This is a genomic window from Gordonia sp. LMA167 (assembly GCF_058130025.1).
The window spans coordinates 4,930,921-4,957,206 of record NZ_CM176708.1; the positions used below are offsets into that span (position 1 = coordinate 4,930,921).

Consider the following 26,286-nt stretch of genomic DNA (forward strand, 5'->3'; position numbering starts at 1 on the left):
TCGTTCAGGAGCCGAACGACTGCCAGCCTCGTCGACTCCCGATCGGCCGACCGTCCACGAGCACCCCGGTCCCGTCGTGGACGTCCCCGATGCGTGTCCAGCCGGGCGGTATCGCCGCGGGCGGGAATGCCGCCAGCAGCTCGTGATCCTCCCCACCGGCGACGGTCCACTCGTCCAGATCCACCCCGAGCTGCGATGCCGCAGAACGCATGTCCGGCTCGACCGGGATGAGATGGCTCGCCACCTCGACCCGAACCCGCGACGCCGCCGCCATCGTGATCAACTCCTCGACGAGACCGTCGGAGATGTCGGTCATGGCGTGCGCACCGGCACGTGCCGCGGCCGGGCCCTGCCCGAGGTCGGGTTGCGGCAGCCGATGCGCGTCGACGAGCCTCGGGTACCGTTCGACCAATTCGGCCGTGCCCCGCCGTTCGGCGTCGAGTAGCAGTGCGAACCCGGCGGCACTGGCCCCCAGTGTGTGTCCGGTCACCGCCAGGACATCGCCGGGCCGCGCTCCGCTGACGACGATCGGGGTAGCGCCATCGAGTGCGCCCATCGTGGTGACCGTCAGCACCACCTGTTCGGCGGCCACCAGGTCACCGCCCAGTACACGTCCACCGAGGCGGTGTGTCGCCTCCACGATCCCCGCGTTGAGATCGAGGACGGTGGCGACCGTGGTATCCGTCGGACACGCGAGCGACACCACCACACCGGTGATCCGGCCGCCCATCGCGGCGATGTCGGCCGCGCTCTGCACCACCGCTCGTGCGCCGATGGTGTGCGCATCCGACCAGTCGAAGCGGAAATGCCGTCCCTGCACGGCGGTGTCCGTGCTGACGACCGTCGGCCCGGCCGTGTCGATCACCGCGGCATCGTCGCCCGAGCCGATCACGATGTCGTGCATGTGCTCTACCGGCCCGTCGAGGGGATCGATCGTCGCCGCAGCGCGCGTCAGTTCGGCGATGAGACGGCGCTCCCCGACCTCGCTCACCGTGCGTGCCCGATCGACCGGTTCCCCGGCATTTCCGACGGTCACGACATCTCCTCGATTTCCCTGAGTCGCGCTTGGATGGGGTTGTCAGCGACAATACTGTCACCGGGTCTACAGCCGGACTCCGGGCGCTGACGAGAGGATGGGCGTGGTTCAGGCATACATACTGATCCAGACCGAGGTCGGACGGGCCGCGTTGGCAGCGGCGACGATCGCGGAGATCTCCGGTGTCGCCACGTCCGAAGAGGTCAGTGGACCCTACGACGTCATCGTCCGTGTCGACGCCGCCGATGCGTCGCATCTCAACGAGAACGTCGTCCCCCAGATCCAGAAGGTGGACGGGATCACCCGGACACTCACCTGCCCGGTGGTGCAGACCCCGCACTGAGAGACTCCGCACCGAGCGGGGTCCGATCAGCCCGAAAACGGACCACTAGGGTGTTTGTCGTGAGCGACGACGAACACCACGATGGTTCACCTGCGGACGTGGACTCGCGGTATGGCACCGGCCCCCGTCTGAGCCCGGCTCTGATCGCGACACTGGTTGCCATCCCGGCCATGGTGATCGTCGGCTTCATCGTCTTCGCGGCCCTTCGCCCGGAGGAGACGACGCCGATCGAGTCATATGCGGCAGGTGAATCCGCGTCACCGGACTGTGCGAAGCTCATCGCCGCGCTGCCGCAGTCGTTCGAGGGTTTCGGCGACAAGCAGGTGGACGGCAGCACCGTGAGATGGCCGGCGGACGGCGATGGCGATGCGGTCACCCTGCGGTGCGGCATCTCCCGGCCGAGTGAACTCTCCCCGACGAGCAATCTCCAGGTGATCAACCCGGTGCAGTGGTTCATCACCGACACGGTCGAGGGCTCCGGACAGGCGTACGTGTGCGTCGATCACCGACCGTATGTGGCGATCTGGGTCCCGGCCAACGCCGGCAACGGTCCCATCACCGACGTCTCGGCCGTGATCGAGAAGACGCTGCCGCGCGGTCCGCTCGACTTCGGTTGACCACGAGCTGTCAGTCGTAGATCTCCGGCTTGGGCCGGCGGCCGAGCAGAGAGCTGACGGCATCGCTCACCGACATACCGGAATGACACACTCCGTGCACCGCTTCGGTGAGTGGCATCTCGACGTCGAACTTGTCGGCCAATGCCCGGACGGACGTACAGGATTTGACGCCCTCGGCCACCTGGCCGTGGGTGGCCTCCTGCGCCTGCGCCATCGTGGCACCCTCACCGAGACGGGCGCCGAACGTCCGGTTGCGCGACAGCGGCGACGAACAGGTCGCCACCAGATCACCCACCCCGGCCAGGCCCGCCATCGTCTCGATCTGTGCTCCCACCGCCACACCGAGTCGGATCGTCTCGGCGAGACCGCGAGTGATGATCGTCGCCAAGGTGTTCTGGCCGAATCCCACACCGCTCGCCATCCCGCACGCGAGGGCGATGACGTTCTTCACCGCTCCACCGATCTCGCACCCGATCACGTCGGTGTTGGTGTAGGGCCGGAAGTATCCGGTGGCGAACGCGTGCTGCAATTCGACCGCCCGCTGCTCGTCGGGGCAGGCGATCACCGTGGCCGCGGGCTGCCCCTCGGCGATCTCACGCGCGAGGTTGGGCCCCGTCAGCACGGCCACCCGATCGGGAGACGCACCCGACACCTCCGCGATGACCTCACTCATCCGGAGCAGGGTGCTGGTCTCCACCCCCTTCGCCAGCGACACGAACGTCGCATCGGCGGCCACGTGTGGCGTCCAGTCGGTGAGATTGGCCCGCAACGACTGGGACGGGACCGCGCACACCACGACGTCGGCTCCCGAGATCGCCTCTGAAACTGAGCTCGTCGCGGCGAGCTCTGTGGGCAGGGTGATGCCCGGCAGGTAGTCGGCATTGGTGTGATCGGTGTTGATCCGTTCGGCCAGATCCGGCCGACGGGCCCAGATCGTCGTGTCGGTACCCGCGTCGACCAGTACCTTCCCGATCGCGGTCCCCCAGGAGCCCGCACCCATCACCACCGCACGCACGTCAACTCCTTCGCCAACCGCTCCTAGCCCCTTCACCCTAGTGCCTCGGCGGGTGCCACCACACCGAGGTGACGGATCTCCCCCGGCGGATCGCAGGGTGCGTCGCGGCGCCGCCCGGCGGGTCGGCATCATGGTCGGTATGGAGTCGACATCGTTCACCGGCCCGGGCGGCACCCGCCCCGGTGATGTCGCTGCGGTCCTCGCGGTGAAACGCCTCGACGAGGCGAAGTCGCGACTCGCGGCAACCCGTGGGCCCGGGCGCGACGTCCTGCACCGCGCACTCGTCCTCGGCATGATGTTGGACACGATCGAGGCCGTTCGCGGCGCGGGCGTCGACGATGTCATGGTGATCAGCCCCGACGACGACGTCCTGCGGACCGCCCGTGCGGCCGGGACGGTCGGCGTCCGGGAGGCGATCGATCAGTTCTCGACCGGCGCGGACCGGCTGAATCTGGCCTTCACGCACGCCACCGGGATCGTGCGCAACCGATGGCCGCACGCGCGAACCGTACTGCTCGTACAGGCCGACCTGCCCGCCGCGACCGCCCGGAGCCTGCGTGCTGTGCTCAACACCTCTGTCGGACTTCGGCAGGCATTGCTCGCCGACCGCGACGGCACCGGGACCACCATGCTGGTACGTGACGTCGACATCACCGAGCCGCCGCGGTTCGGCCCGGATTCGGCTGCGGCCCACCGATTGGCCGGGGCCGTCGAACTCGATCCGTCCCACGAACGCTGGCCCGACCTGCGGACCGACGTCGACACCGCTGCCGACCTGGACGCGGCGCGCTCACTGGGTCTCGGCCATCACACGGATGCCGCGCTGCGCGGACATCCATCGGCATCCGGCCTGTCGCCGCAGACCGAACACCTCCGGGTCACCCCCGATGCGTCATGATTGAAGGGTGAGCCCTGCCGACGACATCGCAACCCAGCCGGTCACAGCCATCCCCGGCGCACCGCCGGCGGCGACGCTGCTGCCCGACGAGTCAGCCGACCTGCCCGACGACCGCTATCTCAATCGTGAACTGAGCTGGCTGGACTTCAATTCCCGTGTCCTCGCGCTCGCAGAGGACACGTCGATGCCCCTACTCGAGCGCGCGAAGTTCCTGGCAATCTTCGCCTCCAACCTGGACGAGTTCTTCATGGTGCGCGTCGCCGGCCTGAAACGTCGCGACGAGACCGGACTCTCGGTGCGATCGGCCGACGGCCTGTCCCCGCGCGAACAGTTGCGGCGGATCGCCGCACGAACCCAGACCATCGCCGACCGGCACGCCCGTGTGTTCCTCGATTCGGTCAACCCTGCTCTGGCCGAGAACGACATCCACATCGTCACCTGGGCCGAACTGTCGGAAGAACAGAAGGCACGTCTCGTCGACTATTTCCACGAGGACGTGTTCCCGGTGCTGACGCCACTGGCCGTCGATCCTGCGCACCCGTTCCCGTACATCAGCGGTCTGTCGCTGAATCTGGCGGTGACCGTCAAGGACGCAGCCGAAGGCGGCGAGCACTTCGCCCGGGTCAAGGTGCCCGACAACGTGAATCGGTTCGTACCGGTCGACGATCTGATGCGTCGGTCGGATGCGTCCAAGAAAGACGAACGTCGGACGACACTCCTCCCGCTCGAGACGTTGATCGCAGCGAACCTCGAGCATCTCTTCCCGGGCATGGAAATCGTTGAGCATCACGCCTTCCGGATCACCCGTAACGCGGACTTCGAGGTCGAGGAGGATCGCGACGAGGACCTGCTGCAGGCGCTCGAACGCGAACTCGCCCGCCGCCGCTTCGGCTCGCCGGTGCGCCTCGAGGTCGCCGACGACATGACCGAACACATGCTCGAACTCCTCCTGCGGGAGCTCGACGTGAACCCCCACGACGTCATCCAGGTACCCGGACTACTCGATCTGTCATGCCTTTTCGAGGTGAACGGACTCGATCGGCCACAGCTCAAGGACCGCCCGTTCGTCCCGGCCACCCACCCGGCCTTCGGCGAGCGCGAGACACCCAAGAGCGTGTTCTCCACGCTGCGGGAGGGTGACGTGCTCGTCCACCATCCCTATGACTCGTTCTCCACCAGCGTGCAGCGGTTCATCGAACAGGCGGCGGCGGACCCGCAGGTACTGGCGATCAAGCAGACGCTGTATCGCACCTCCGGCGATTCACCGATCGTCAACGCCCTCATCGACGCTGCCGAGGCCGGCAAGCAGGTCGTCGCGCTCGTGGAGATCAAGGCCCGCTTCGACGAGCAGGCGAACATCAAGTGGGCCAGGCAGCTCGAGCAGGCGGGCGTACACGTCGTCTACGGCCTCGTCGGACTGAAGACCCACTGCAAGACATGTCTGGTGGTGCGTCGGGAGGGATCCGCGATCCGGCGCTACTGCCACATCGGCACCGGCAACTACAACCCCAAGACCGCACGGCTCTACGAGGACGTGGGCCTGTTCACCGCGGCCCCCGACATCGGCGCGGACCTGACGGACCTGTTCAACACGCTCACCGGGTATTCACGCAAACAGGAATACCGCAACATCCTGGTGGCGCCACACGGAATCCGGTCCGGGATCATCGACCGCGTCAACATCGAGATCGACCGCTTCCTCCACGGCGACACCCGGGCACGCATCCAGCTCAAGGCCAACGCGCTCGTGGATGAGCAGGTGATCGATGCGCTGTATCGGGCGTCGCAGAGCGGTGTTCCGGTCGAGATCGTCGTGCGTGGAATCTGCGCACTCCGACCGGGAATGGACGGGGTCAGCGACAACATCGTCGTCCGATCGATCCTGGGTCAGTTCCTCGAACATTCGCGAGTCCTCTATTTCGGCGCCCAGGACGAGTATTGGATCGGCAGCGCCGACATGATGCACCGCAACCTCGATCGCCGGGTCGAGGTGATGGTCCAGGTGCGCGACGCGCGCCTCACCAAGGAGCTCGAGGACGTGTTCGCCTCGGCACTCGATCCGCGGACCCGCTGCTGGATCCTGCAATCCGACGGCAGCTGGTCGGCGTCGCCGGCCGAGGGAGAAGAGGTCCGCGATCATCAGCGGCAGATGATCCGACGCAATCGCCGGCGACCGGACCCGAGCTCGTAAACCTTCTGGCAACCTCCGACCCTTAGGATTCGCTTCGATGTCGAAGACAACGAAGACGGTATGGGCCGCCGGTGGCGTCCTCTGGCGCCCGACCCTCGACGGCGATGTCGAGGTCGGCGTCGTCCACCGGCCCGGGTACGACGACTGGACGCTGCCCAAGGGCAAGATCGACAACGGGGAGACGCTGGTCTCCACGGCCGTTCGGGAGATCCACGAGGAGACCGGCCACCGAACACGCCTCGGCCGACACCTGCTCGACGTCGGCTATGACCTTCCCAGCGGTCATCGCAAGCGTGTGCGTTATTGGTCGGCGCGATCTCTGGGAGGCGACTTCACCCCGAATCACGAGGTGGACGAACTCCGGTGGCTCGACATCCCTTCGGCTGCCACGAAACTGAGCTATCGCCTCGACCGCAGGATACTGAAGGAATTCCAGCGGCTACCGGCCGACGCACACACGATGCTGCTGGTGCGTCACGCTCGCGCCGGACAACGGTCCCGATACAAGGGCGACGACAGATTGCGCCCCTTGGACCGATTGGGCCGTCAGCAGGCTCGAGAACTCGCCAAGCTCCTCTCGAGTTTCGGAGCCGAACGCTTGCACAGCGCCGATCGCGTGCGGTGCGAGCAGACCCTCGCACCGGCGGCCGACAGCCTGGGGGTGGGTATCGTGCCCGAACCTGACTTGTCGGAGGAGGCGTACCGGAAGGACCCCGACGCCGCCCACCAGCGCGTCCGCGACATCGCGGCCGACACCTCGGCGATCCATGCCGTGTGCAGCCAGGGCAAGGTCATCCCGCCGTTGATGCGGTGGTGGGCCGATCTCGACGGGATCGCGCTGCCCGCCAAACGCAATCGGAAGGGCAGTGTCTGGGTGCTCTCGACCGTGCAGGGCCGCCTGGTCGCCGCCGACCACATCGACAGCCCGTTGCCGCACACCGACTACGAGGACGTCTGAGAGACCACCCCCGGATACACGTCGACCCCCGACGGGGGAAGTACGTCGGGGGTCGAGTCGGCTGGAACCGCGGGCACTCAGCGCCGGGTGGTCGCCTTCTTGGCCGCGGTCTTCTTGGCCGGAGCCTTCTTGGCCGCGGTCTTCTTGGCCGGTGCCGCCTTCTTGGCCGGAGCCTTCTTGGCCGCGGTCTTCTTGGCCGGTGCCGCCTTCTTGGCCGGAGCCTTCTTGGCCGCGGTCTTCTTGGCCGGTGCCGCCTTCTTGGCCGGAGCCTTCTTGGCCGCGGTCTTCTTGGCGGGAGCCGCCTTCTTGGCCGGAGCCTTCTTCGCTGCGGTCTTCTTGGCCGGAGCCGCGGCGGTACCGCTTCCCCGCTTCACCGCCGGACCGCTGGCGGACAACTTCTGCTTGCCCGCCACCACGGCCTTGAACTGGGCGCCGGGACGGAAGGCGGGAACCGAAGTGGCGCGCACCTTCACGGTCTCGCCGGTCCGCGGGTTGCGAGCGACTCGAGGAGCGCGCTTGCGCTTCTCGAACACACCGAAGCCGGTGATGGTGACGCTCTCACCCTTGTTGACGGCACGCACAATCGTGTCGACGACGAGCTCGACAGCGGCTGTCGCAGTCTTGCGATCCGCATCGAGCTTCTTGGTCAGCTCATCAATGAGCTCTGCTTTGTTCATTGAAACCTCCGCAAGCTGTTCTGACCCATCTGTAGGCCAGCTAACTCCACACGGTAAACGTCCAATTCGAAAACGTCCATCTTCCACGCCAATTAACCAGGCATGTTGCGAAATCGAAAGCAGGAATCGCCTTCCGGCGATGGGCCCGAACAGCCCGCGAAGGGGGCTTCAGATCATCGATTCAGGGTCACCGGCTTGAAGCCGGGACGCGCTCCCTCGAACTCAGAAATCGCCTCTACCTGCCGTAATGTCAGTCCGATGTCGTCGAGACCCTCCATCAGACGCCACCGCGTGTAGTCATCAATTGCCAACGGCACCACAAGGTCTCCGGCGGTGACCGTCCGATCGGCAAGACTGACCGTCAGTTCCAGCCCGGGCTGCTCTTCGAGGCGCTTCCAGAGCAATTCGACGTCGGATTGCTCCACCTGAGCGGCCACCAACCCGGCTTTGCCGGCGTTGCCGCGGAAGATGTCTGCGAAGCGCGACGAGATGACCACCCGAAAGCCGAAGTCCGACAGAGCCCAGACCGCGTGCTCGCGAGACGACCCGGTGCCGAAGTCGGGCCCGGCGACGAGAACCGACCCGCGGTTCCAGGGCTCGTTGTTGAGGATGAAGTCGGGATCGTTGCGCCACGCGGCGAACAATCCGTCCTCAAAGCCCGTGCGGGTCACCCGCTTCAGGTAGACCGCGGGGATGATCTGGTCGGTGTCGACATTGCCGCGCCGCAACGGCACACCGATGCCGGTGTGGGTGATGAAAGGTTCCATGATGTGTCCGATCGTCTGATGGGGGTGTTGTGCTCTGAAGTCAGGCGAGATCCGTAGGTGCGGACAGCGTGCCGCGGATCGCAGTGGCCGCCGCGACCGCCGGCGACACCAGGTGGGTCCGGCCGCCTTTGCCCTGCCGCCCTTCGAAGTTTCGGTTGGAGGTCGAGGCACAGCGCTCGCCGGGCGCGAGTTGATCGGGATTCATTCCCAGGCACATCGAACATCCCGCCTGCCGCCATTCGGCGCCGGCGGCCACGAAGATCTCGCCGAGCCCCTCCTCTTCGGCCTGGGCTCGCACCCGCATCGACCCCGGCACGATGAGCATGCGCATGCCGTCGGCGATCTTGCGGTCCTTGAGAACGTCCGCGACAGCCCGGAGATCCTCGATCCGCCCGTTGGTGCACGAGCCGACGAAAACGGTGTCGACCTTCACATCCCGCAGCGGTGTGCCGGGCACGAGGTCCATGTACTCGAGCGCACGACGCGCGGAACTCGCCGCGTTCTCGTCGCCGATCTCCGCGGGGTCCGGGACGCTGGCGCCCAACGGCGCCCCCTGCCCCGGATTGGTGCCCCACGTGACGAACGGGGTCAGCTCGGTGGCATCGATGTGGACCTCGGCATCGAACTCGGCGCCGGGATCGGTTCGCAGACTGTCCCAGTACTCGACTGCGGCATCCCAATCGGCACCCGTGGGGGCGTGCGGACGACCCTTCAGGAAGTCGTAGGTCACCTGATCCGGAGCGATCATCCCGGCCCGGGCGCCCGCCTCGATCGACATGTTGCAGATCGTCATCCGGCCCTCCATCGAGAGTTTCTCGATGGCCGATCCCCGATACTCGAGGATGTAACCCTGCCCGCCACCCGTGCCGATCTTCGCGATCACGGCCAGGATCAGGTCCTTGCTCGTGACCCCCGGCGGCAATTCGCCGTCCACGGTGATCGCCATCGTCTTGAAGGGACGCAGGGAAAGCGTCTGGGTGGCCAGGACATGCTCGACCTCCGAGGTGCCGATTCCCATCGCGATCGACCCGAAGGCGCCGTGCGTGGAGGTGTGGCTGTCCCCACACACCACGGTCATACCCGGCTGGGTCAGCCCCAGTTGCGGACCGATGATGTGCACGATGCCCTGCTCGAGGTCGCCCATCGGATGCAGACGGATCCCGAACTCTTCGCAGTTGCGGCGCAACGTCTCCACCTGCGTGCGCGAGACCTCGTCCGCGATGGGCTTGAAGATGTCGACCGTCGGCACGTTGTGGTCCTCGGTCGCGATGGTCAGGTCCGGCCGACGCACCGGACGGCCGGCCAGCCGGAGACCATCGAATGCCTGCGGACTCGTCACCTCGTGAACGAGATGGAGATCGATGTAGATCAGATCGGGATTACGATTCCCGGCGGCATCCTCTTCGCCGCGCGCGACGACGTGGTCGTCCCACACCTTTTCGGCGAGAGTACGCGGTGCGTTTGGGCTGGAACTCATGGCAGTACTCGCATCTGTTGGTCGTGTCGCAGCACTCCCGCATCTTCCGCAACGGGGGTGCATCTCATTATCTGGGACGCTAGTATCGTCCTATGGGACAGGATAGCGCATCGACTGCCACCAGCGGAATCGGTGTTCTCGACAAAACGGTGGTGGTTCTGCGGGCGATCGCCGACGCCCCCTGCAATCTCACCGAACTCTGTGAGCGGACGGGACTGCCCCGGGCGACGGCACACCGCCTCGCCGTCGGCCTCCAGACCCATCGACTCCTGGCCCGCAACGCCTCCGGGCGTTGGTATCCCGGCCCGGCCTTGAGCGAACTCGCCGCCTCGGCACACGATCCGGTCCGGGAGGCCGCGCTGATGGTGCTCCCACGGCTGCGCGAGATCACCGGCGAATCTGTCCAGGTCTATCGCCGCGAGGGCGCCGAACGCGTCTGTATCGCCGCGATGGAGCCCCCGACCGGGCTGCGCGACACCGTGCCCGTGGGCACACGCTTTCCCATGAGCGCCGGCTCGGCCGCCAAGGTCCTGCTCGCATGGGCTGAACCGAGCACCCAGCGCGCGCTGTTGCACGACAGCGTCTTCAGTGAACGCGCACTGCACGAGATCCGTCGGCGCGGTTGGGCCCAGAGCGCCGGCGAGCGCGCCGCCGGAGTCGCCAGTGTGTCGGCCCCGGTCCGCGACGGAACCGGCGAGGTGGTGGCCGCGATCTCGGTGTCCGGTCCGATCGACCGCATGGGTCGTCGTCCGGGCGCACGGTGGGCGGCCGATCTCCTTGCCGCGGCCGACGCCATCCACAAACGGCTGCAACCGCCGCGCAGCTGAGACACCCACGAGTTCAGATCTTCACACCTTTCCAAGACCCGAACGCACCGGTCGGCTAGCTTCGGAGAATGGGAGTCAATCAACGCAGCCAGATCGTCATGTCCGAGACCGAGATCGGCGACTTCGTCGCGAACAGTCGAACCGCGACGCTGGCGACGACCGGTCCCGACGGCGGGATTCACCTCGTCGCGATGTGGTACGGGGTCGTCAACGGCGAGATCTGGTTCGAGACCAAGGCCAAGTCACAGAAGGCGGTCAACCTCCGGCGCAACAGCCGATGCTCGGTGATGATCGAGGACGGCGACACCTACGACACGCTCCGCGGCGTGGCGTTCGAGGGCACCGCGGAGATCCTCGAGGACCCCGACTCCTGCCTGATGGTCGGCATCAGCGTCTGGGAGCGGTACACCGGCCCCTACACCGATGAGATGCGGCCGTTCGTGGACCAGATGATGCACAAGCGGGTCGCGGTCCGTCTGGTACCGGATCGGGTGCGTTCGTGGGATCACCGCAAGCTCGGCCTCGACCCGATGCCCGTCGGCGGGAGCACCGCGCCCGGCGTCGGCGACTGACGCGGGCTCCGCTGACCGCGCTCGCCACCGACGACGAACGCCTCCCCCGGAGACCGGAGGAGGCGTTCGCTTTGTAGCCCCGACGGGATTCGAACCCGCGCTACCGCCTTGAGAGGGCGGCGTCCTAGGCCGCTAGACGACGGGGCCATGGACACGCTATTCAGTTGAAACTCCCGGAGTGGGTAACCGGCAGTTCGCTGGGGTACCAGGACTCGAACCTAGAATGGCGGTACCAGAAACCGCTGTGTTGCCAATTACACCATACCCCAAGGGATTCCCTCGCCGACCTGGTGAACCCGTTTGCTCGGCTCCCGCGCCCGAACAATCGGGCCCGTTCGCTTCGCTCCCGGCATCCGGTCGGAATTGAACCGAGAAGAAGACTACCAAAGGGATACCCGGTGACCACAAATCAGCAGGTCAAAGCCCTAAATCGGGACGATTTCACGTGCTGACGCCAGGCGCGCGAGGCTCTTTTCACGCCCGAGCAGTTCCATCGACTCATACAGCGGAGGGCTCACCTGTGAGCCGGTGACCGCAACCCGTACCGGACCGAACGCCTTGCGCGGTTTGAGGCCGAGGTTGTCCACCAGAGCGGACTTGAGAGCCTCCTCGATCGCGGGACCCGTCCACGTGTCCAGGGCGGACACCGCACTGATCGCGGCATCGAGTACCGGCCCGGCGTCGGCACCGAGATTCTTGGCCGCCGACTTCTCGTCGATGACGAACTCCTCGTCGGACACATAGAGGAACGACATGAGCGGCCACGCGTCGGCGAGCACCTGAATGCGCGTCTGCACCAGTTCGGCCAACGCGCTGAATGCGGGCTCGGCCACGGGCTCGGTCAGATGACCGGCGGACACCAGGTAGCCCTTGAGCCGAGCGGCGAAATCCCCGGCATCGAGTCGACGGATGTGCTCGGCATTGATCGCGTCGGCCTTCTTCTGATCGAAGCGCGCAGGATTGGAGTTGACCTGGCGGACATCGAACGCACCGATCATCTCGTCGAGCGTGAACACGTCGGACTCCCCGGAATAGCCCCACCCGAGCAGCGCCAGATAGTTCAGCAGGCCTTCGGGGATGAACCCACGGTCACGATGGTGGAACAGATTCGACTGCGGATCACGCTTGGAGAGCTTCTTGTTGCCCTCCCCCATCACGAACGGGAGATGCCCGAACTCCGGCACCCGCTCGGCGATCCCGAGGCGGATCAGGGCGTCGTACAACGCAATCTGGCGCGGTGTCGATGAGAACAGGTCCTCACCGCGCAGCACATGGGTGATCTTCATCATCGCGTCGTCGACCGGGTTGACCAGGGTGTAGAGCGGCTCACCGTTGGCGCGGGTGAGCGCGAAGTCCGGAACGGTGCCCGCCTTGATCGTCGTCGTACCGCGAACCAGGTCATCCCAGGTGATGTCGTGGTCCGGCATCCGTAGGCGCACAACGGGTTTACGCCCTTGCGCGGCATACTCCGCCCGCTGGGGGTCGGTCAGGCCACGATCGAAGTTGTCGTAGCCGAGCTTGGGGTCACGGCCCGCGGCCCGATGACGGGTCTCGACCTCCTCGGGTGTGGAGTACGCCTCGTAGGCCTCGCCCGCGGCGAGGAGCTTGTCGACGACGTCGAGATGGATCTCACGCCGCTGCGACTGCCGGTAGGGACCGTAGGGTCCGCCGACCTCGGGCCCCTCGTCCCAGTCGAGCCCGAGCCACCGCAGGGCATCGAGAATCGCCGCGTAGGACTCCTCACTGTCACGTGCGGCGTCGGTGTCCTCGATCCGGAAGACGAAGGTGCCCTTGTCGTGGCGTGCCTGGACGAAGTTGAACAACGCGGTCCGGGCCAGGCCGACATGCGGGGTACCGGTCGGGGACGGACAGAATCGGACGCGCACATCGGAGCCACTCATAGAGGTCAGCGTATCGAATCACCGGTCGCGGCCTGCCTGCCGTCCGGCTCCGACATCATGACTCAGCGATGCGCGGCGAGGAACTCGACCAGGAGCCGATTGACCTCGGCCGGCTGTTCGAGGTACCCGAAGTGGCCTGCCTTCGCGATCTCCTCGTACCGCGCTCCGGGGATCGCCTCGGCGACCTCGCGTGCGAGTTTGGGGGGCAGCGTGCGATCGTCGGCGAACCCGATGACCATCGCCGGCCGGCCGATGGCCCGGTAGGCGGCGAGACGGTCCGCCTCGCGATCATGCAGTCCGAGTTGGGCCCGCACCCCCGCCGTGACCGTCTGCGGCGAGAACCCGATGACGTCGAGCCAGTCCTTCGCGGAGCGATCGTCGTCCAGGGTGTGCGGCGAGAGATTGAGATGCGCGGTGATCGCCGCCGCATAGTCCGCGGGCAAGGTGATCTTGTTGTCGTACAACGCACGTTCGCCGGCCGAGATCGCCTGCTGCAGTGGGGTGTTGCGCCCGTAGGTGGCGATCATCACCGCTGCCTTCACCACATCCGGCCGCGACAGCGCCAACTCCTGGGTGATCCGCGCTCCCAGGGAGGTCCCGACGACGAACGCCGGTCCCCCACCGAGATGTTCGATGAGCGCCGCGGTGTCGGCGACCATGTCATCGTGGGTGAAGCCGTCGACACATTCGGACGACGGTGAGATACCGCGATTGTCGAACGTCACGACTCGGTAGCCGGCCTTGGTCAACGCGGGTTGCTGATGGGCCTGCCACACCCGGCCCGGGCTACCCGTGCCCATCACCATCACGACCAGGGGGCCGTCGCCGAACTCCTCATAGGCGAGATCGATCCCGTTGACCCGTGCGATGGTGGGTGCCTTCACGATTTGTCCACCACGGGATTGCCGAGGGTTCCGATGCCTTCCACGGTCACCTCGACCCGTTGCCCGGCGACCATCGGGCCGACACCTTCCGGCGTACCGGTGAGGATGACGTCACCCGGCAGAAGTGTCATGACCCGCGAGATCCATTCCACGATCGCACCGACGTCATGGAGCATCAGCGACGTCCGGGACCGCTGCTTGACCTCTCCGTCGAGTTCGGTGACGACCTCGACGTCGGCCGGATCGAATTCCGTCTCGATCCACGGGCCGAGCGGGCAGAAACTGTCATAGCCCTTGCCGCGGGTCCACTGTCCGTCTGCCTGCTGCTGATCACGGGCGGTCACATCGTTGGCCACCGTGTACCCGAGGATCACATCGTTGGCCTTCGCGGCAGGTACGTCCTTGCACGGTTGCCCGATCACGACGGCGAGCTCGCCCTCGAAGTCGACCCGATCGGAGGACGGTGGCCGCACGATCGGCACCTCGGGTCCGATGATCGAGGTGTTGGGCTTCAAGAAGATCACCGGATCGGCCGGGACGTGGCCCGCTCGCTCCGCTCCCGGCGCCGGCGGCGCTTCCCCACCCATCTCGGCCACGTGGGCGGCGTAGTTCTTGCCGATGCAGATGACCTTCGACGCGAGAATCGGGGCCAGCAACCGCACATCCGGCAGTGCCCACGATCGGCCCGTGAATGTGGGGGTACCGAAAGGATGTTCGGCGATCTCCCGTGCCCGCGGACCGTCCTCGGCCTCCTCGATTGCGACAAAAGCTACCCCGTCGGGGCTGGCGACCCGTCCTAAACGCATGGTCCCGACACTATCGCACCCACGCGGAGCCGCCCGCGTCGTCTTGTGAGGCGCTCGGGTATGCGAGACAGTGATCACATGCCGACGGGCACTGAGCTCCTCGCCGAACGCCTGATCGGACGTGACGACCTTCGTGCGGCATTGCGGGTCGATCCGCCGGCCACGGGCTCGGCGCGACGTCCGGTCCTCGTGACCGGGGTCGCGGGCATCGGCAAGTCGCGTCTGCTCCGTGATCTGGCCGAGGAAGCCCGGGCGCGCCAGGAGTGGGTGCTGCAGGGTCGCGCGATCGACGGTGACGGCGATGCGTTTCGATGTCTGGTCGAGGCACTCTCGCGCTTCGACCTCGCCTCCGGCTGCCGGCCCGGCGACCACCTCTGGGTCGCGTGGCAGACGATGGTCCGCGCCCTCGCCAACGCCGGCGCCCGCCCCATCGTGCAGGCCGAGGAACTGGTCAGGTTCTTCCGTGTCGCCGGTCGCCGCACACCGCTCGTGGTCATCCTCGACGACGTGCACTGGGCGGATCCGCAAACGTTGACCGCGCTGACGTACCTGTGCGACAACCTCGAGGCGCACGGTGCGTTCGTCGTGATGGCCGCGCGGCCGGCGGACCTGCCTGCGGAATTGACCCGGCTGATGCAACGGCGGGTGATCGACCTGCTGGAGGTCGGCCCCCTCTCACCCGGTGCGGTCGAGGAACTGGTGCTGGAGTGCCTGCAGGTGGATGCCGTCGATCCGGCGCTGACGGACTTCATCGTGACCCGTGCCGGCGGCAACCCCTTCGCGGTCGAGGAACTGATCGCCGGACTCGTCCGATCGGCGACCCTCACCCGGGAGGGCACTGTCTGGCGGGTCGACGCCCCGTTGCTGCACACCGTCGCGCCACCCACCGTCGCGTCGTCGGTGGCCAGGCGCATCTCCGACCTGCCGTCCACCACCCGCAGTGCTCTGCATGCCGCCGCAGTGATCGGTCACGACGTGGACTGGACGATGATCCCGGCCATGACCGGGCTCACCGACACTGCCGTCGCCGAGGCGTTCCGGACCGCGCAGGATGCCGGTCTGCTGTCCGTGTCCCCGTCGGGGGTGTCGTTCCGGCACGCGCTCACGCGCGATGAGGTGCGGCGCAACATCCTGCCACCCGAACGGCATCAACTGGCGCGCAAGGCACTTGAATCCATCGTCGGCACCGACGGTGAACCGCGTGACGGACGGGCCGACCTCGCACTCGAACTCGCCGAGGACGCCGGTGACCAAATGTTGTGGCGAAACATCATGTTGCGCACTGGTCTCGACGCGGCCGCGCGCGGCGCTCTGGCACAGGCGATGAACCGACTACGCCCGCTGGTTTCCGAACCCGATTCGGTACACGACGACGTCTGGACCGCGGCAGCCGTGGAGCTCACCGAAATCCTGGGCGCCATGGGTGATCACGTCGCGGCGCGGGATCTGGGCGAACTGGTCCTCACGACGCTGCCCGCACACCGTGCCGAGACGAGGCGTGTCGGCGAGGCGCTCACCCGCGCGGCGCTGGTCGCGGGGGACCACGAGGCCGCCGCTGACCAGATCGCCACGCTGCTGGCCGCCAACGACCCCGGCCCCGGTCTGCGTGGGCTCCAGGCGCAAGTTCTTCTCGAGCAGGGAAGGCTCGACGCGGCGTCTGCTCTCGCGACCGAACTCGCCGACGAACACGGCATCGACCACCGTCTCCGATGCGAGGCGATGGAGACGGCCGGCCGCGCAGAGCGTGTCGCCGACGTGGCCGCGGGCACCGCGTGGTTCGAACGGGAACTGGCCGAGGCGCAGGCGGCCGGCGACCTCCATTGGCAGGCTCGTGCGTTTCATGAGCTGGGCACCATCGACCTGTTCGACAACCTGCGGACCGACCGGCTGGATCACGCGCGCCGACTCTCCATCGAGATCGGCGACCCGCACATCATCGCCCACGCCGACTTCCACCTCGCCGAAGCGCGTGTCGCTCGCGGCGAGACGCTGTCCGGACGGATCGCCGCCGAACGTGCCGCCGACGTGGCGGGCCGGATCGGTTCGCCGGTCCAGAACTGGGCCTGGCTCACCACGGCCCGGTCCTACGCGTACGACCGCGACGACCCGGCGATGGAGACGGCCATCGCCCGCGCCCGCACCGGCGCGGGGGGCGAACTCGACGCTATCGAGGCCGGGGTCAGTGGTCGCGTGCGTGCTCTACGCGCACTCTTCGGCGCCGATATGGCAACCACCGCAGAGCATCTCGACGATGCGGCCGATCGGCTCGAGTCACTTCCCGGGCACCATTTCCCACACTGGGGACTCTGGGCGCTCGTGCGCGCGGCGCAGGGTGTGCTGCGGTCCGGGGATGTCGAGCGGGTCCGCAGGGCGTCCGGCGCGGACACGCGATTCAACCGGGCCCTGCTCGATGCCGCCCTCGCCGTCCGCGCCGGCACGGACGGCGACCGAGAGTCGGCTACGCGGCTCTTCGGCGCAGCCGAGGACGCTTTGCGCGGATACCAGGGTGTCGAATGGGTTGTCCACGTCACCCGGTGGATCTCTGTTCGTGCTGCGCGGCAGTCCGGATGGGGCGAGCCGGCGACGTGGGCAACCGAAGGGGTCCGCTGGTTCTCCTCCCATCATCATGAACCCCTCGCCGCGGACAGCCGGCAGATCCTGCGCGAGATGGGCGTGAGTATCCCGCGCCGGGGCCGTGGGCACAGCCAGGTGCCCCCGGCACTCCTCGAACGCGGCGTGAGCAGCCGCGAGGTCGACGTGCTGTCCCTGATCGCGCTCCGGATTCCCAATGCCGAGATCGCATCGAGGCTCGTTCTCTCGCCCCGCACGGTGGAACGGCATGTGGGTAGCCTGCTCGCCAAGCTCTCGGCGCGCGACCGCGGGGAACTCGCCGAGCTCGCCGAGGAACTTCGCCTGGTCTGAGGTGGTCGATCGCCATCGCGCCTTAAATGGGTACCCACGATCACTAACGACGTGCTCGCACTGCGGAAGTCTCGATGTCGCACCGGGGAAATCCTCCGGGCAGACGACGAAAGCAGACAATCATGCAGACTCCATGGGTGGGCGACACCTTCTCGGTGTCCGCCGACACTCACGTCATCCCGACCTACTGGCCGGTACCCGGACTGGGCACCATCCCGATGAACGCCTTCGTGATCACCGCCGACGAACCCGTCCTCGTCGACGCCGGCGTCGAGATCCTCGACCACGACTTCCTCGACGCACTCGGAGATCTCGTGGATCCGGCCGACCTGCGCTGGATCTGGCTCACCCACGAGGATCGCGACCACACCGGAGCACTTCCGCGGCTACTCGAAATGGCACCGCGGGCAACAGTTCTCGGTACGTTCATGGCGTTCGGTCGTGCGGCGCCGGACGGTCTGATCCCACCAGAGCGCACGCGCATCGTCAACGCGGGCGACGTCGTCGACGTGGGCGACCGAGTGCTCCGTGCCGTACGCCCGCCGTTGTTCGACAGCCCGGGCACGCTGGGCTTCCTCGACGGAAAGACCGGGGCCTACGTGAGTTCCGACTGTTTCGGCGCACCGCTGCCCGACGACCTGGTGACCGTCGAATCCGCCGACGACGTGGCATCCGATGTTCTCCGGGAGGCCCAGGTGACATGGTCGACAGTGGACAGCCCCTGGGTCCTCGACATGGATCGCGGACGGCTCGTCGACCAGGTCGAGGCCGTAGGGCGACTCGCCCCGAGTTCTCTCCTGTCCTCACATCTACCGCCGGTACGCCGCGTGCAGGACAGCCTCGATTCCGTTGTCGCGGCGCAGGCAACGCAGCCCGCCCCGGCGATGACGCAATCCCAACTGGAATCGCTTCTGGCGGGATTCGCACCCGCCGGGGCCGCATGACCCCGACCCATCCGATCGACACGACATCACGGAGAACCATCATGACCACAACCATCGACCGCGGACCGAAGCAGGGCTACGAGGTCCTCTACCGGTTCGAGGGCAACTTCAATCAGATCATCCCGGTCGGCCCCGTCGCCGACGGGTTCCGCCTCGACGGCCACTTCGGTGGCAGCCTCACGTACGGCGACCTGACCGGAGCGGAACTCGTCGGCGTCGACTATTTCCGCATCCGCGGCGACGGCGTCGGCATCGTGACGGCCAACGAGGTGATCCGGCTCGGCGACACGGTGATCACGGCAGAACTCCACGGATACCTGCTCCCACCGACCGGCATCGACGCCCCGGTGCCGTCGGACATCGTCGCGCCCGGATTCACCTGGCCGACACAGCCCTACACGATCCATGTCGCCGCGACGTTCGAGACGGCCGCTCCCGAGCACACCGAGCTCAACCGGACGATCGTCGCGCATACGGGAACCGTGAACTTCGCGAATGGGACACTGTCCGTGGAAGCACGAAGGATCGGCTGAGTCAGATGACCAGCGCCACAGTGGGCCGCGGTGAACACCGCGGCCCACCGCGGCGCCGACACACCGAAACGACGAGAACCCGAGAAGAGGGATGAGCATGACCTCACCGTCGTCACCACCACCGCTGCACAGCATCGCCCATGTCGCACTCACGGTCGTCGACATCGACCGTTCACGCGCCTGGTACCAGCGGGTGCTGGGTTTCGAGCACGTCATCACCGTGGACCACGAGGGGGGCGAGGGCGCAGTTCTCGCGGACCCGGATCGTCGGGTCTGGTGGGCTGTGCACCGCCACGACGGACAGGACGGCGCGACCTTCTCCGAGAAGCGGACCGGCCTCGACCACGTCGGACTTCTCGTGGATTCGACCGACACACTGGACGAATGGGTGACGTGGTTGGACGTCAACGACGTCGAGCACGACCCCGTCCGGGATCTCCCCGACTTCGGGATGCGCGCCCTGGTGTTCCGCGACCCGGACGGCATCCCGCTTGAACTGCTCACCTACCTCTGAACCGATCTCTCGATCGGACCGGCAACGCGTGTCGCCGACCCACGGACGGGCTGGACGGAGGTGCGAGGTCCATGGCCACGATCACCACGGCGCGGCGCTGGAGCATCCTCGGCTGCTCACTCACCGCCGCGCTCGCGACCGCATGCATCGCCGGCGGCGTCGCCTTCCTCATCCCGCAATTGCACACCGCGGGCGGGATGACGTTGCCGCAGGCGTCGCTTCTTGCTGTCGCCGCAGGCGTCGGATTGATGCTCACCACCGTGCCGTGGGGGTGGGCTCTGGACCGACGCGGTGAACGGGAGATCCTGCTGATCTCGTTGAGCGCCACGGCCGTCGTCACCGCGACGGCGGTCCTCGCCGCGGCAACACATCAGGGCTTCCGGGTCATCGGCTTGTTGCTGGTCCTCGCGGGTGCGGCGTCGGCGTCCACAAACGGAGCGAGCGGACGAATCGTGGTGGGGTGGTTCCCTCCGGATCAGCGCGGTACCGCCATGGGTATCCGCCAGATGGCACAGCCGTTGGGCATCGGGGTCTGCGCACTCACCGTGCCGTTGCTCGCCGAGCGATTCGGTGTGGCCGGTGGACTCGCGGTGTTCTTCGTGGTGACCGTCATTGCGCTGGTCGGTACCGCGGTCGGCATCATCGACCCGCCGCCCGCGCCACAAGCCATCCCGGCCACCGACGACGGCGATGCCCCGTCGTCGGTCCTCGTGGAGAATCCGTACCGCCGCAGCTCGTTCCTGACCCGAGTCCACCTGGTGAGTGTGCTACTGGTGATCCCCCAAATGGCACTGTGGACCTTCGTGCCGGTATGGCTGATCAGCGACCACAACTGGGCCGCGGCGACCGCCGGCGTTCTGGTTACCGTCACCCAGATCATCGGCGCCCTAGGGCGTATCGCGGCCGGCCGCTGGTCTGATGTCTGGGGTTCGCGGATGCGTCCGGTGCGGCTGATCGCCGTCGCGGCCGCGGCATTCACCGGCGGGCTGGCGCTCCTGGACTGGATCGACAGCCCGGTGGCGGTGGTCTTCATGGTCGCCGCATCGATTGTCGCCGTGGCCGACAACGGACTCGCGTTCACGTCCATCGCCGAGTACGCCGGACCGAGATGGAGCGGCCGCGGTCTCGCGATCCAGAACACCGGACAATATCTGGCCGCCTCGGCCGCAGTGCCCCTGATCGGGGCCGTCATCGCCTCCACGGGATACCCCGCTGCATTCGGAATCGTCGCCGTGGCACCGCTGATCGCGATCGGGCTGGTCCCGGTCGGGTTGGAAGCACGACCGGGCGGCTGACGCCTACGCGTCGAGGCGAGTGCGGTGCGGACCGCCGGGGTTCGCGAAGCTGTTGATCAGCCCGGCTGCGGTCCGTGCGTCGTCGACGACCACGACCTCACGCCTGCCGTCGCGCCGGGTCACGCTGATCGCCTCGCCGGATCGAAACACGAATCCTTTGGCGCCCTTGAGATCACCTCGCATCGCGATGCGGTAGCCGTAGCCCCCGAAGTCACGAAGCGCGCGGACCCTGACGAGTTCGGCATGGTCGATCTCCGCCACCGTGATGACGGTGCGCGGCCACCCGAGGAATCCGCGCACAGCGATGCCCGAGCGATCGACGGTGATCCGAACACTCCACATCGCCGCGATCACGACGACGAGGACGACCACGACCACGACGGCAGGCCAAGACCGGGTGACGATGGCGACCATCGCCACCGTCAGGAGTGACACGGCCAGGACGGCAGCCGCGGGAGCCGACATCGACACCACGCGGGTCCAGACAATCCGTTCGTTGTCCCCGACGCTGAGCCGGGGACGCTCCCCCGCGTCGTCGCCCGGCTGGTGGGTTCGCCACTTCGGCATGACCGCAGCGGTGGCGCAGCCCACCAGCACTCCGACGAACCACGAGCCGAGAATCTGCCACCCGGGGGTGCCCACTGCCCGCGCATCGTCGGCGCCGCGTTGCATCGCGGCCGTCCACACGATCAGGCTGATGGTCGATACCGCCACGCCCGCAACGAGTCCGACGGCGGTTCTGACCAGCGTGCGATCATGCAGGAGGATGCACAGCGCGCCGATGACGGCACAACCGACGCCCACGACGAGCGGCACGGCGACGATGAAGGTCTGACTCGAGAACCCGTCGGCCCCGTGCGACGACCAGTGTGTCGCAACGGGATCGGGTAACTCGCCACGCCACGAGGCGATCAGGAGAGTGCCGACGATACCGGCGACCAGTGACGGCGCGATGGCCAGCACCAGGACCAGTCGACGTGCGCCTACCGTCATCCCCTGTTCCGTGCCAATGCTTCCAGGGACATTGCTTCCAGGGCCATTCCCTCGAGACCGCTCCGTCATCGGGCCCACCTCTCCAGCATCTGGGTCGTCGTATCCTCGCGCGTCACCCCGAGTCGCCGGGCAACCTGTATCAGTTCGTCGATCGCGCCCACGAGATCGGCACGATCGCGAGCGGCATCGGTGATCAGGGCCCCGCGCCCACGACGCAGTTCCACAAGCCCTTCGTCCCGCAGCATCTGATAGGCACGCAGCACGGTGTGAATGTTGATGTCGAGGGAGTGTGACAATTCACGCGCGGGCGGGAGCCGATCACCGCGGACGAGGTCGCCACGCATGATCTCGCCACGGATCGAGGAGGCCACCTGCTCGAACAGCGGTGTCCGCGAGGTCGGATCGATCCGGATCAACACACAAACACCATATAGTTCTATTTCAAATAGAACAATGGGGGCTCAGATCCGAGATGCAGATGACCCCGCCCGGTATGCGCCGGGCGGGGTCATCTCGTCGCTTCGCGGATCAGACGCGTTCGCGAATTCGCTTTCCGATCTCGGACGTGCTGAGTTCCTCCGAGCCGCGCTCGGCGAGGTCGTCGGCGACGGCCTTCTCGACTCGCTGGGCGGCGTCGGTCTCGCCGAGGTGATCGAGCAGCAGTGCCACCGACAGGATGGCTGCGGTCGGGTCTGCCTTGCCCTGTCCGGCGATGTCGGGGGCACTGCCGTGTACCGGTTCGAACATCGACGGATTCGTACGGGTGGCATCGATATTGCCGGACGCCGCAAGCCCGATGCCGCCGGTAACCGCGGCCGCGATGTCGGTGATGATGTCGCCGAACAGATTGTCGGTGACGATCACGTCGAACCGGCCGGGGTCGGTGACGAGGTAGATCGTCGCCGCGTCCACGTGGCAGTAGTCGGTGGTGACATCCGGGTACTCCGCCCCGACCTCGGCGACGGTTCGGCTCCACATCGAACCGGCGAAGGTGAGCACATTCGTCTTGTGCACCAGGGTGAGCTTCTTGCGACGCGCCTGCGCACGCTCGAACGCGTTGCGCACCACACGCTCCACACCGAAGCGGGTGTTGACGCTGACCTCGGTCGCGACCTCGTGCGGAGTGCCGGTGCGGATCGCGCCGCCGTTGCCGGTGTAGGGACCCTCGGTCCCCTCCCGGACGACCACGAAATCGATGTCCGGGTCACCGGCCAGCGGCGACGTGACGCCGGGGAGCTTGCGGGAGGGCCGGAGATTCACGTGGTGGTCCAGCGCGAACCGCATGTTCAGCAGAAGTCCACGCTCGAGCACACCGGACGGGACCGACGGGTCACCGATCGCGCCCAACAGGATCGCGTCGTGACGACGCAACGAGTCCAGGTCGTCCTCGGTCAGAAGTTCACCGTTGCGGTGGTAACGACGTGCACCGAGATCGAACTCGGTGGTCGAGACATCGGGAACGACGGATTCGAGAACGCCGATGGCCTCACCGATGACCTCGGGACCGATGCCGTCGCCGGCGATGACAGCGAGTTTCATGTCAGATCCACCTGTTCGATCAGGGTCGCACCGACCGCTTCGCCGACCGAGGCGACGAGGTCGTCACCGAGCGGCTCACTCACCCGCAACACGACCGTCGCACCGGGCCCTTCGGCATCCTGGGACAGGCCTGCCGCGCGGATGTCGACCCCTGCGTTGCCGAGCAGGGTGCCGATCTTGCCGAGCGAGCCGGGCTGGTCGGCATAGCTGACGATCAGGTTGTGCCCCTCGGCACGGAGATCGAAGTTGCGGCCGTTGATGTTCACGATCTTCTCGACCAGCCGGGGCTCGGTCAGCGTGCCCGAGACGTTGTGCACCGTGCCGTCGGGGAAGACCGCCTTCACGTCGACGACGCTTCGATGATTCGGGCTGTCCGGCGCCGTGGTGACCTCGCTGGTGACGCCGCGCTCGGCGGCCGCTGCCGGGGCGTTGACGAAGGTGATCGGTTCGTCGAGCACTGCGGAGAACAGCCCGCGCAGTGCCGAGAGCCCGAGCACCTCGACGTTGTTGGACGCGATCTCACCGCGCACATCGACGACCAGCGAGGTGGGCGGCTCATTGCTGATGGCGCCCACCAGGACACCGAGCTTGCGGGCGACCTCGAGCCAGGGCGCGACCTCTTCGTCGACGGCACCGCCGGTGATGTTGACCGCGTCGGGAACGAAATGCCCCGCCAGCGCCAACCGCACGCTCTTGGCGACGTCGGTACCGGCACGATCCTGTGCCTCGCCGGTCGACGCACCGAGGTGCGGGGTGACGACCACCTGCGGCAGATCGAAAAGTGGTGAATCGGTGCACGGCTCGGTGGCGTAGACGTCCAGCCCGGCTCCGCGGACGTGGCCGGAGGTGATCGCATCGGCGAGTGCTTGTTCGTCGACCAGACCGCCGCGGGCCGCGTTGACGATGACGACACCCTTCTTGGTACGGGCCAGCTGATCCTTGCCGATCAGGCCGAGCGTCTCAGGTGTCTTGGGCAGGTGCACCGTGATGAAGTCGGCGCGCTCCAGCAGTTCATCGAGGGTCACGAGTTCGATGCCGAGCTGAGCGGCGCGCGCCGCGGAGACGTACGGGTCGTAGGCGATGATCGACGTCTCGAACGCGGCCATCCGGGCAGCGACCAGCTGACCGATCCGGCCGAGCCCGACGACGCCGACGGTCTTGTCGAAGATCTCGACACCGTTGAACGCCGAGCGCTTCCAGGTGTGCTCCCGCAGCGTCGCGTCGGCGGCGGGGATCTGGCGTGCGGCGGACATCAACAGCGCGACGGCGTGTTCGGCGGCGGTGTGGATGTTGGACGTCGGCGCGTTCACGACCATCACACCGCGCGCCGTGGCGGCGGGGACGTCGACGTTGTCGAGACCGACGCCGGCGCGGGCGATGATCTTCAGCTTGGGGCCTGCATCGAGCACGTCGCCGTCCACCGTCGTCGCGGACCGCACGAGGAGTGCATCCGCGTCGGCGACGGCCTCGAGCAGCTTGGGCCGATCGGGCCCGTCCACCCAGCGCACCTCGACGTCGTCGCCCAGCGCTTCGACGGTCGAGGGTGCCAGTTTGTCGGCGATCAGAACGACCGGACGGCCAGCTGAGGTCACGATAATCTCCATGGTCGGGGGCCTGCGTAGGTGTGGTGGAGATCGTCGCGGCCGGTCGCAATCGACCGCGAGGACTTCCGCGCACAGCTTAGTCGTCGGCATTTGTCCGATTCGCAGGCGGTGTATGCCAGTCAGCTCGGCATACTCCGAAATGCGGGTAGATTGTGATCGGCATTACGGATAGGTTGCAAACCGACCCCGGGACGATTCCGCGCCGCGCCGTATGCGGGCGCAGCCCGGTACCGTGTGCTTGGCCCCGAGCACGCCTCGGGTCCACAGGGGTTTCTTGTGCGCGTCGAATGAGCGGAGTTTGGATGATGAGGAAGCTGACAGCACTGTTGGCTGTTTTGGCGGCAACGGTGCTGGCCGGCTGGGGGGCTGGCTCTGCTGTGGCCGCACCGGCAAAGATCTATCTCGGCGGCGGCTCGGGAATCCTGGTCCTCAAGGGCGGGAACTCTGCGGCCGCGTGCACGCTGACGACGATCGGAAAATCGAAGACCGGCAAGCTGATCGGCATCACCGCCGGCCACTGCGGCGATCCCGGCCAGAAGGTGTATTCCGAGACCTTCCAGGATCGCGGTCAGGCCGGCACGATCAAGTATTCGGCCAGTGACCTCGACATCGCGATCATCGAGTTCAACGCGGCGAAGGTCGTTCCGCTGCGAACTGTTCGCGGCCTGACCATCCGGTCCGTCGACACCAGGCCACTCTCCTTCCCCACCGTCGCGTGTAAGGAGGGCCGCACGACCGGCAGTACGTGCGGCATGAGCTGGTTCTCCGACGGCGACGTGCACTTCAGCCAGATGTGCGTCATCGAAGGCGATTCCGGCAGCCCCGTGGTCGTCGGCGACCGCCTCGTCGGCATGGTGAACGCCTACTACTTCCTGGCCTGCCTCGGCCCCGAGACCGGCACCAACATCGGACCGGTCCTCAAGCGGGTCAGTTCGCTGCCACAATACGGCGGCTTCCGCCCGATCTGATCGAC

Annotated in this window: 25 protein-coding genes and 2 tRNA genes; 13 read left to right on the forward strand and 14 right to left on the reverse strand. The window is 67.0% G+C overall.

Features of this window, described 5'->3' with window-relative positions; genetic code table 11:
* Window positions 1–4 precede the first annotated feature (4 nt).
* Window positions 5–1,036 (reverse strand): thiamine-phosphate kinase, encoded by a 1,032-nt coding sequence (locus ACVT6V_RS22420; RefSeq protein WP_489896301.1) that lies wholly within the window; start codon window positions 1,034–1,036, stop codon window positions 5–7.
* Window positions 1,037–1,133: 97 nt separating this feature from the next.
* Between ACVT6V_RS22420 and ACVT6V_RS22425 the strand changes: the two genes are divergently transcribed.
* Together ACVT6V_RS22425 and ACVT6V_RS22430 are read left to right on the forward strand one after the other, a co-directional pair.
* Window positions 1,134–1,379: an Lrp/AsnC ligand binding domain-containing protein gene (locus tag ACVT6V_RS22425; protein WP_489896302.1), complete on the forward strand. Its 246-nt coding sequence runs from the start codon at window positions 1,134–1,136 to the stop codon at window positions 1,377–1,379.
* A 59-nt stretch (window positions 1,380–1,438) separates the two neighbouring features.
* Complete coding sequence (locus ACVT6V_RS22430) at window positions 1,439–1,996, forward strand: DUF3515 domain-containing protein (RefSeq protein ID WP_489896303.1); 558 nt, start codon at window positions 1,439–1,441, stop codon at window positions 1,994–1,996.
* A gap of 10 nt (window positions 1,997–2,006) precedes the next feature.
* On the opposite strand, the gene ACVT6V_RS22435 is transcribed toward ACVT6V_RS22430, so the two are convergent.
* Entirely contained in the window at window positions 2,007–3,011 is a 1,005-nt protein-coding gene (locus ACVT6V_RS22435; RefSeq protein ID WP_489896304.1) for an NAD(P)H-dependent glycerol-3-phosphate dehydrogenase, read from the reverse strand.
* A 97-nt stretch (window positions 3,012–3,108) separates the two neighbouring features.
* On the opposite strand from ACVT6V_RS22435, the gene cofC reads away from it, so the two are divergent.
* The 3 genes from cofC to ACVT6V_RS22450 are packed head-to-tail and all read left to right on the forward strand — an operon-like array spanning window position 3,109 to window position 7,058.
* Window positions 3,109–3,909: a 2-phospho-L-lactate guanylyltransferase gene (cofC, locus tag ACVT6V_RS22440; RefSeq protein WP_489896305.1), complete on the forward strand. Its 801-nt coding sequence runs from the start codon at window positions 3,109–3,111 to the stop codon at window positions 3,907–3,909.
* Window positions 3,910–3,916: 7 nt separating this feature from the next.
* The gene (locus tag ACVT6V_RS22445) at window positions 3,917–6,100 is read left to right on the forward strand and encodes an RNA degradosome polyphosphate kinase (protein ID WP_489896306.1); all 2,184 of its coding nucleotides are present in this window, start codon (window positions 3,917–3,919) and stop codon (window positions 6,098–6,100) included.
* A 37-nt stretch (window positions 6,101–6,137) separates the two neighbouring features.
* On the forward strand, window positions 6,138–7,058 hold the full coding sequence (locus ACVT6V_RS22450) for an NUDIX hydrolase (RefSeq protein WP_489896307.1): 921 nt from the start codon (window positions 6,138–6,140) through the stop codon (window positions 7,056–7,058).
* 77 nt (window positions 7,059–7,135) lie between these two features.
* Here ACVT6V_RS22450 and ACVT6V_RS22455 read toward each other — a convergent pair whose 3' ends face one another.
* From ACVT6V_RS22455 to leuC, 3 genes are all read right to left on the reverse strand, one after another.
* The gene (locus ACVT6V_RS22455) at window positions 7,136–7,735 is read right to left on the reverse strand and encodes an HU family DNA-binding protein (RefSeq protein ID WP_489896308.1); all 600 of its coding nucleotides are present in this window, start codon (window positions 7,733–7,735) and stop codon (window positions 7,136–7,138) included.
* A gap of 173 nt (window positions 7,736–7,908) precedes the next feature.
* Complete coding sequence (leuD, locus tag ACVT6V_RS22460; protein ID WP_489896309.1) at window positions 7,909–8,502, reverse strand: 3-isopropylmalate dehydratase small subunit; 594 nt, start codon at window positions 8,500–8,502, stop codon at window positions 7,909–7,911.
* Between the two features lie 40 nt (window positions 8,503–8,542).
* On the reverse strand, window positions 8,543–9,979 hold the full coding sequence (gene leuC / locus ACVT6V_RS22465; protein ID WP_489896310.1) for a 3-isopropylmalate dehydratase large subunit: 1,437 nt from the start codon (window positions 9,977–9,979) through the stop codon (window positions 8,543–8,545).
* A gap of 92 nt (window positions 9,980–10,071) precedes the next feature.
* On the opposite strand from leuC, the gene ACVT6V_RS22470 reads away from it, so the two are divergent.
* Together ACVT6V_RS22470 and ACVT6V_RS22475 are read left to right on the forward strand one after the other, a co-directional pair.
* Window positions 10,072–10,806, forward strand: a complete 735-nt coding sequence (locus ACVT6V_RS22470; RefSeq protein WP_489896311.1) for an IclR family transcriptional regulator — start codon at window positions 10,072–10,074, stop codon at window positions 10,804–10,806.
* A 68-nt stretch (window positions 10,807–10,874) separates the two neighbouring features.
* A complete protein-coding gene (locus ACVT6V_RS22475; RefSeq protein ID WP_489896312.1) occupies window positions 10,875–11,378 on the forward strand; it encodes a PPOX class F420-dependent oxidoreductase in 504 nt (167 codons plus the stop codon).
* Between the two features lie 74 nt (window positions 11,379–11,452).
* Here the strand turns inward: ACVT6V_RS22475 and ACVT6V_RS22480 are convergent.
* The 5 genes from ACVT6V_RS22480 to ACVT6V_RS22500 form a co-directional block, all read right to left on the reverse strand.
* Window positions 11,453–11,525: transfer RNA gene (locus ACVT6V_RS22480), tRNA-Glu, on the reverse strand.
* Window positions 11,526–11,575: 50 nt separating this feature from the next.
* Window positions 11,576–11,647: transfer RNA gene (locus ACVT6V_RS22485), tRNA-Gln, on the reverse strand.
* A 156-nt stretch (window positions 11,648–11,803) separates the two neighbouring features.
* On the reverse strand, window positions 11,804–13,279 hold the full coding sequence (gltX, locus tag ACVT6V_RS22490; RefSeq protein ID WP_489896313.1) for a glutamate--tRNA ligase: 1,476 nt from the start codon (window positions 13,277–13,279) through the stop codon (window positions 11,804–11,806).
* A 62-nt stretch (window positions 13,280–13,341) separates the two neighbouring features.
* A complete protein-coding gene (locus ACVT6V_RS22495) occupies window positions 13,342–14,163 on the reverse strand; it encodes an alpha/beta fold hydrolase (protein ID WP_489896314.1) in 822 nt (273 codons plus the stop codon).
* Window positions 14,160–14,969, reverse strand: coding sequence for a fumarylacetoacetate hydrolase family protein (locus tag ACVT6V_RS22500; RefSeq protein ID WP_489896315.1), 810 nt, complete (start codon window positions 14,967–14,969; stop codon window positions 14,160–14,162). The genes ACVT6V_RS22495 and ACVT6V_RS22500 overlap by 4 nt, the downstream gene beginning before the upstream one ends.
* A 78-nt stretch (window positions 14,970–15,047) precedes the next feature.
* Here ACVT6V_RS22500 and ACVT6V_RS22505 point away from each other — a divergent pair, with 78 nt between their 5' ends.
* The 5 genes from ACVT6V_RS22505 (at window position 15,048) to ACVT6V_RS22525 (ending at window position 21,177) form a co-directional block, all read left to right on the forward strand.
* The gene (locus tag ACVT6V_RS22505; RefSeq protein WP_489896316.1) at window positions 15,048–17,891 is read left to right on the forward strand and encodes an ATP-binding protein; all 2,844 of its coding nucleotides are present in this window, start codon (window positions 15,048–15,050) and stop codon (window positions 17,889–17,891) included.
* Window positions 17,892–18,013: 122 nt separating this feature from the next.
* Window positions 18,014–18,835 (forward strand): oxygen-binding di-iron domain-containing protein, encoded by an 822-nt coding sequence (locus ACVT6V_RS22510; protein ID WP_489896317.1) that lies wholly within the window; start codon window positions 18,014–18,016, stop codon window positions 18,833–18,835.
* A gap of 41 nt (window positions 18,836–18,876) precedes the next feature.
* Entirely contained in the window at window positions 18,877–19,368 is a 492-nt protein-coding gene (locus ACVT6V_RS22515) for a DUF3237 domain-containing protein (RefSeq protein WP_489896318.1), read from the forward strand.
* A 97-nt stretch (window positions 19,369–19,465) separates the two neighbouring features.
* Window positions 19,466–19,882: a VOC family protein gene (locus ACVT6V_RS22520; RefSeq protein WP_489896319.1), complete on the forward strand. Its 417-nt coding sequence runs from the start codon at window positions 19,466–19,468 to the stop codon at window positions 19,880–19,882.
* A gap of 71 nt (window positions 19,883–19,953) precedes the next feature.
* On the forward strand, window positions 19,954–21,177 hold the full coding sequence (locus ACVT6V_RS22525) for an MFS transporter (RefSeq protein ID WP_489896320.1): 1,224 nt from the start codon (window positions 19,954–19,956) through the stop codon (window positions 21,175–21,177).
* A 3-nt stretch (window positions 21,178–21,180) separates the two neighbouring features.
* On the opposite strand, the gene ACVT6V_RS22530 is transcribed toward ACVT6V_RS22525, so the two are convergent.
* The 4 genes from ACVT6V_RS22530 to serA form a co-directional block, all read right to left on the reverse strand.
* Window positions 21,181–22,170, reverse strand: coding sequence for a DUF1648 domain-containing protein (locus ACVT6V_RS22530; RefSeq protein ID WP_489896321.1), 990 nt, complete (start codon window positions 22,168–22,170; stop codon window positions 21,181–21,183).
* 65 nt (window positions 22,171–22,235) lie between these two features.
* Window positions 22,236–22,589, reverse strand: a complete 354-nt coding sequence (locus ACVT6V_RS22535; protein ID WP_489896322.1) for a GntR family transcriptional regulator — start codon at window positions 22,587–22,589, stop codon at window positions 22,236–22,238.
* 109 nt (window positions 22,590–22,698) lie between these two features.
* Window positions 22,699–23,709, reverse strand: a complete 1,011-nt coding sequence (locus ACVT6V_RS22540; protein WP_489896323.1) for a 3-isopropylmalate dehydrogenase — start codon at window positions 23,707–23,709, stop codon at window positions 22,699–22,701.
* Window positions 23,706–25,301: a phosphoglycerate dehydrogenase gene (serA, locus tag ACVT6V_RS22545; RefSeq protein ID WP_489896324.1), complete on the reverse strand. Its 1,596-nt coding sequence runs from the start codon at window positions 25,299–25,301 to the stop codon at window positions 23,706–23,708. Before serA ends, ACVT6V_RS22540 begins: the two co-directional genes overlap by 4 nt.
* A 314-nt stretch (window positions 25,302–25,615) precedes the next feature.
* On the opposite strand from serA, the gene ACVT6V_RS22550 reads away from it, so the two are divergent.
* Window positions 25,616–26,281: a chymotrypsin family serine protease gene (locus tag ACVT6V_RS22550; RefSeq protein WP_489896325.1), complete on the forward strand. Its 666-nt coding sequence runs from the start codon at window positions 25,616–25,618 to the stop codon at window positions 26,279–26,281.
* Window positions 26,282–26,286: the final 5 nt, after the last annotated feature.

What these genes read in the sequence shown, in the direction of transcription:
- ACVT6V_RS22425 (WP_489896302.1), top strand. Translation starts at nt 1,134, where the DNA reads ATGGGCGTGGTTCAGGCATACATACTGATCCAGACCGAGGTCGGACGG.
- ACVT6V_RS22450 (WP_489896307.1), top strand. Translation starts at nt 6,138, where the DNA reads ATGTCGAAGACAACGAAGACGGTATGGGCCGCCGGTGGCGTCCTCTGG.
- ACVT6V_RS22455 (WP_489896308.1), bottom strand. Translation starts at nt 7,735, where the DNA reads ATGAACAAAGCAGAGCTCATTGATGAGCTGACCAAGAAGCTCGATGCG.
- leuD (WP_489896309.1), bottom strand. Translation starts at nt 8,502, where the DNA reads ATGGAACCTTTCATCACCCACACCGGCATCGGTGTGCCGTTGCGGCGC.
- leuC (WP_489896310.1), bottom strand. Translation starts at nt 9,979, where the DNA reads ATGAGTTCCAGCCCAAACGCACCGCGTACTCTCGCCGAAAAGGTGTGG.
- ACVT6V_RS22470 (WP_489896311.1), top strand. Translation starts at nt 10,072, where the DNA reads ATGGGACAGGATAGCGCATCGACTGCCACCAGCGGAATCGGTGTTCTC.
- ACVT6V_RS22475 (WP_489896312.1), top strand. Translation starts at nt 10,875, where the DNA reads ATGGGAGTCAATCAACGCAGCCAGATCGTCATGTCCGAGACCGAGATC.
- gltX (WP_489896313.1), bottom strand. Translation starts at nt 13,279, where the DNA reads ATGAGTGGCTCCGATGTGCGCGTCCGATTCTGTCCGTCCCCGACCGGT.
- ACVT6V_RS22500 (WP_489896315.1), bottom strand. Translation starts at nt 14,969, where the DNA reads ATGCGTTTAGGACGGGTCGCCAGCCCCGACGGGGTAGCTTTTGTCGCA.
- ACVT6V_RS22505 (WP_489896316.1), top strand. Translation starts at nt 15,048, where the DNA reads ATGCCGACGGGCACTGAGCTCCTCGCCGAACGCCTGATCGGACGTGAC.
- ACVT6V_RS22510 (WP_489896317.1), top strand. Translation starts at nt 18,014, where the DNA reads ATGCAGACTCCATGGGTGGGCGACACCTTCTCGGTGTCCGCCGACACT.
- ACVT6V_RS22515 (WP_489896318.1), top strand. Translation starts at nt 18,877, where the DNA reads ATGACCACAACCATCGACCGCGGACCGAAGCAGGGCTACGAGGTCCTC.
- ACVT6V_RS22520 (WP_489896319.1), top strand. Translation starts at nt 19,466, where the DNA reads ATGACCTCACCGTCGTCACCACCACCGCTGCACAGCATCGCCCATGTC.
- ACVT6V_RS22525 (WP_489896320.1), top strand. Translation starts at nt 19,954, where the DNA reads ATGGCCACGATCACCACGGCGCGGCGCTGGAGCATCCTCGGCTGCTCA.
- ACVT6V_RS22530 (WP_489896321.1), bottom strand. Translation starts at nt 22,170, where the DNA reads ATGACGGTAGGCGCACGTCGACTGGTCCTGGTGCTGGCCATCGCGCCG.
- ACVT6V_RS22540 (WP_489896323.1), bottom strand. Translation starts at nt 23,709, where the DNA reads ATGAAACTCGCTGTCATCGCCGGCGACGGCATCGGTCCCGAGGTCATC.
- ACVT6V_RS22550 (WP_489896325.1), top strand. Translation starts at nt 25,616, where the DNA reads ATGATGAGGAAGCTGACAGCACTGTTGGCTGTTTTGGCGGCAACGGTG.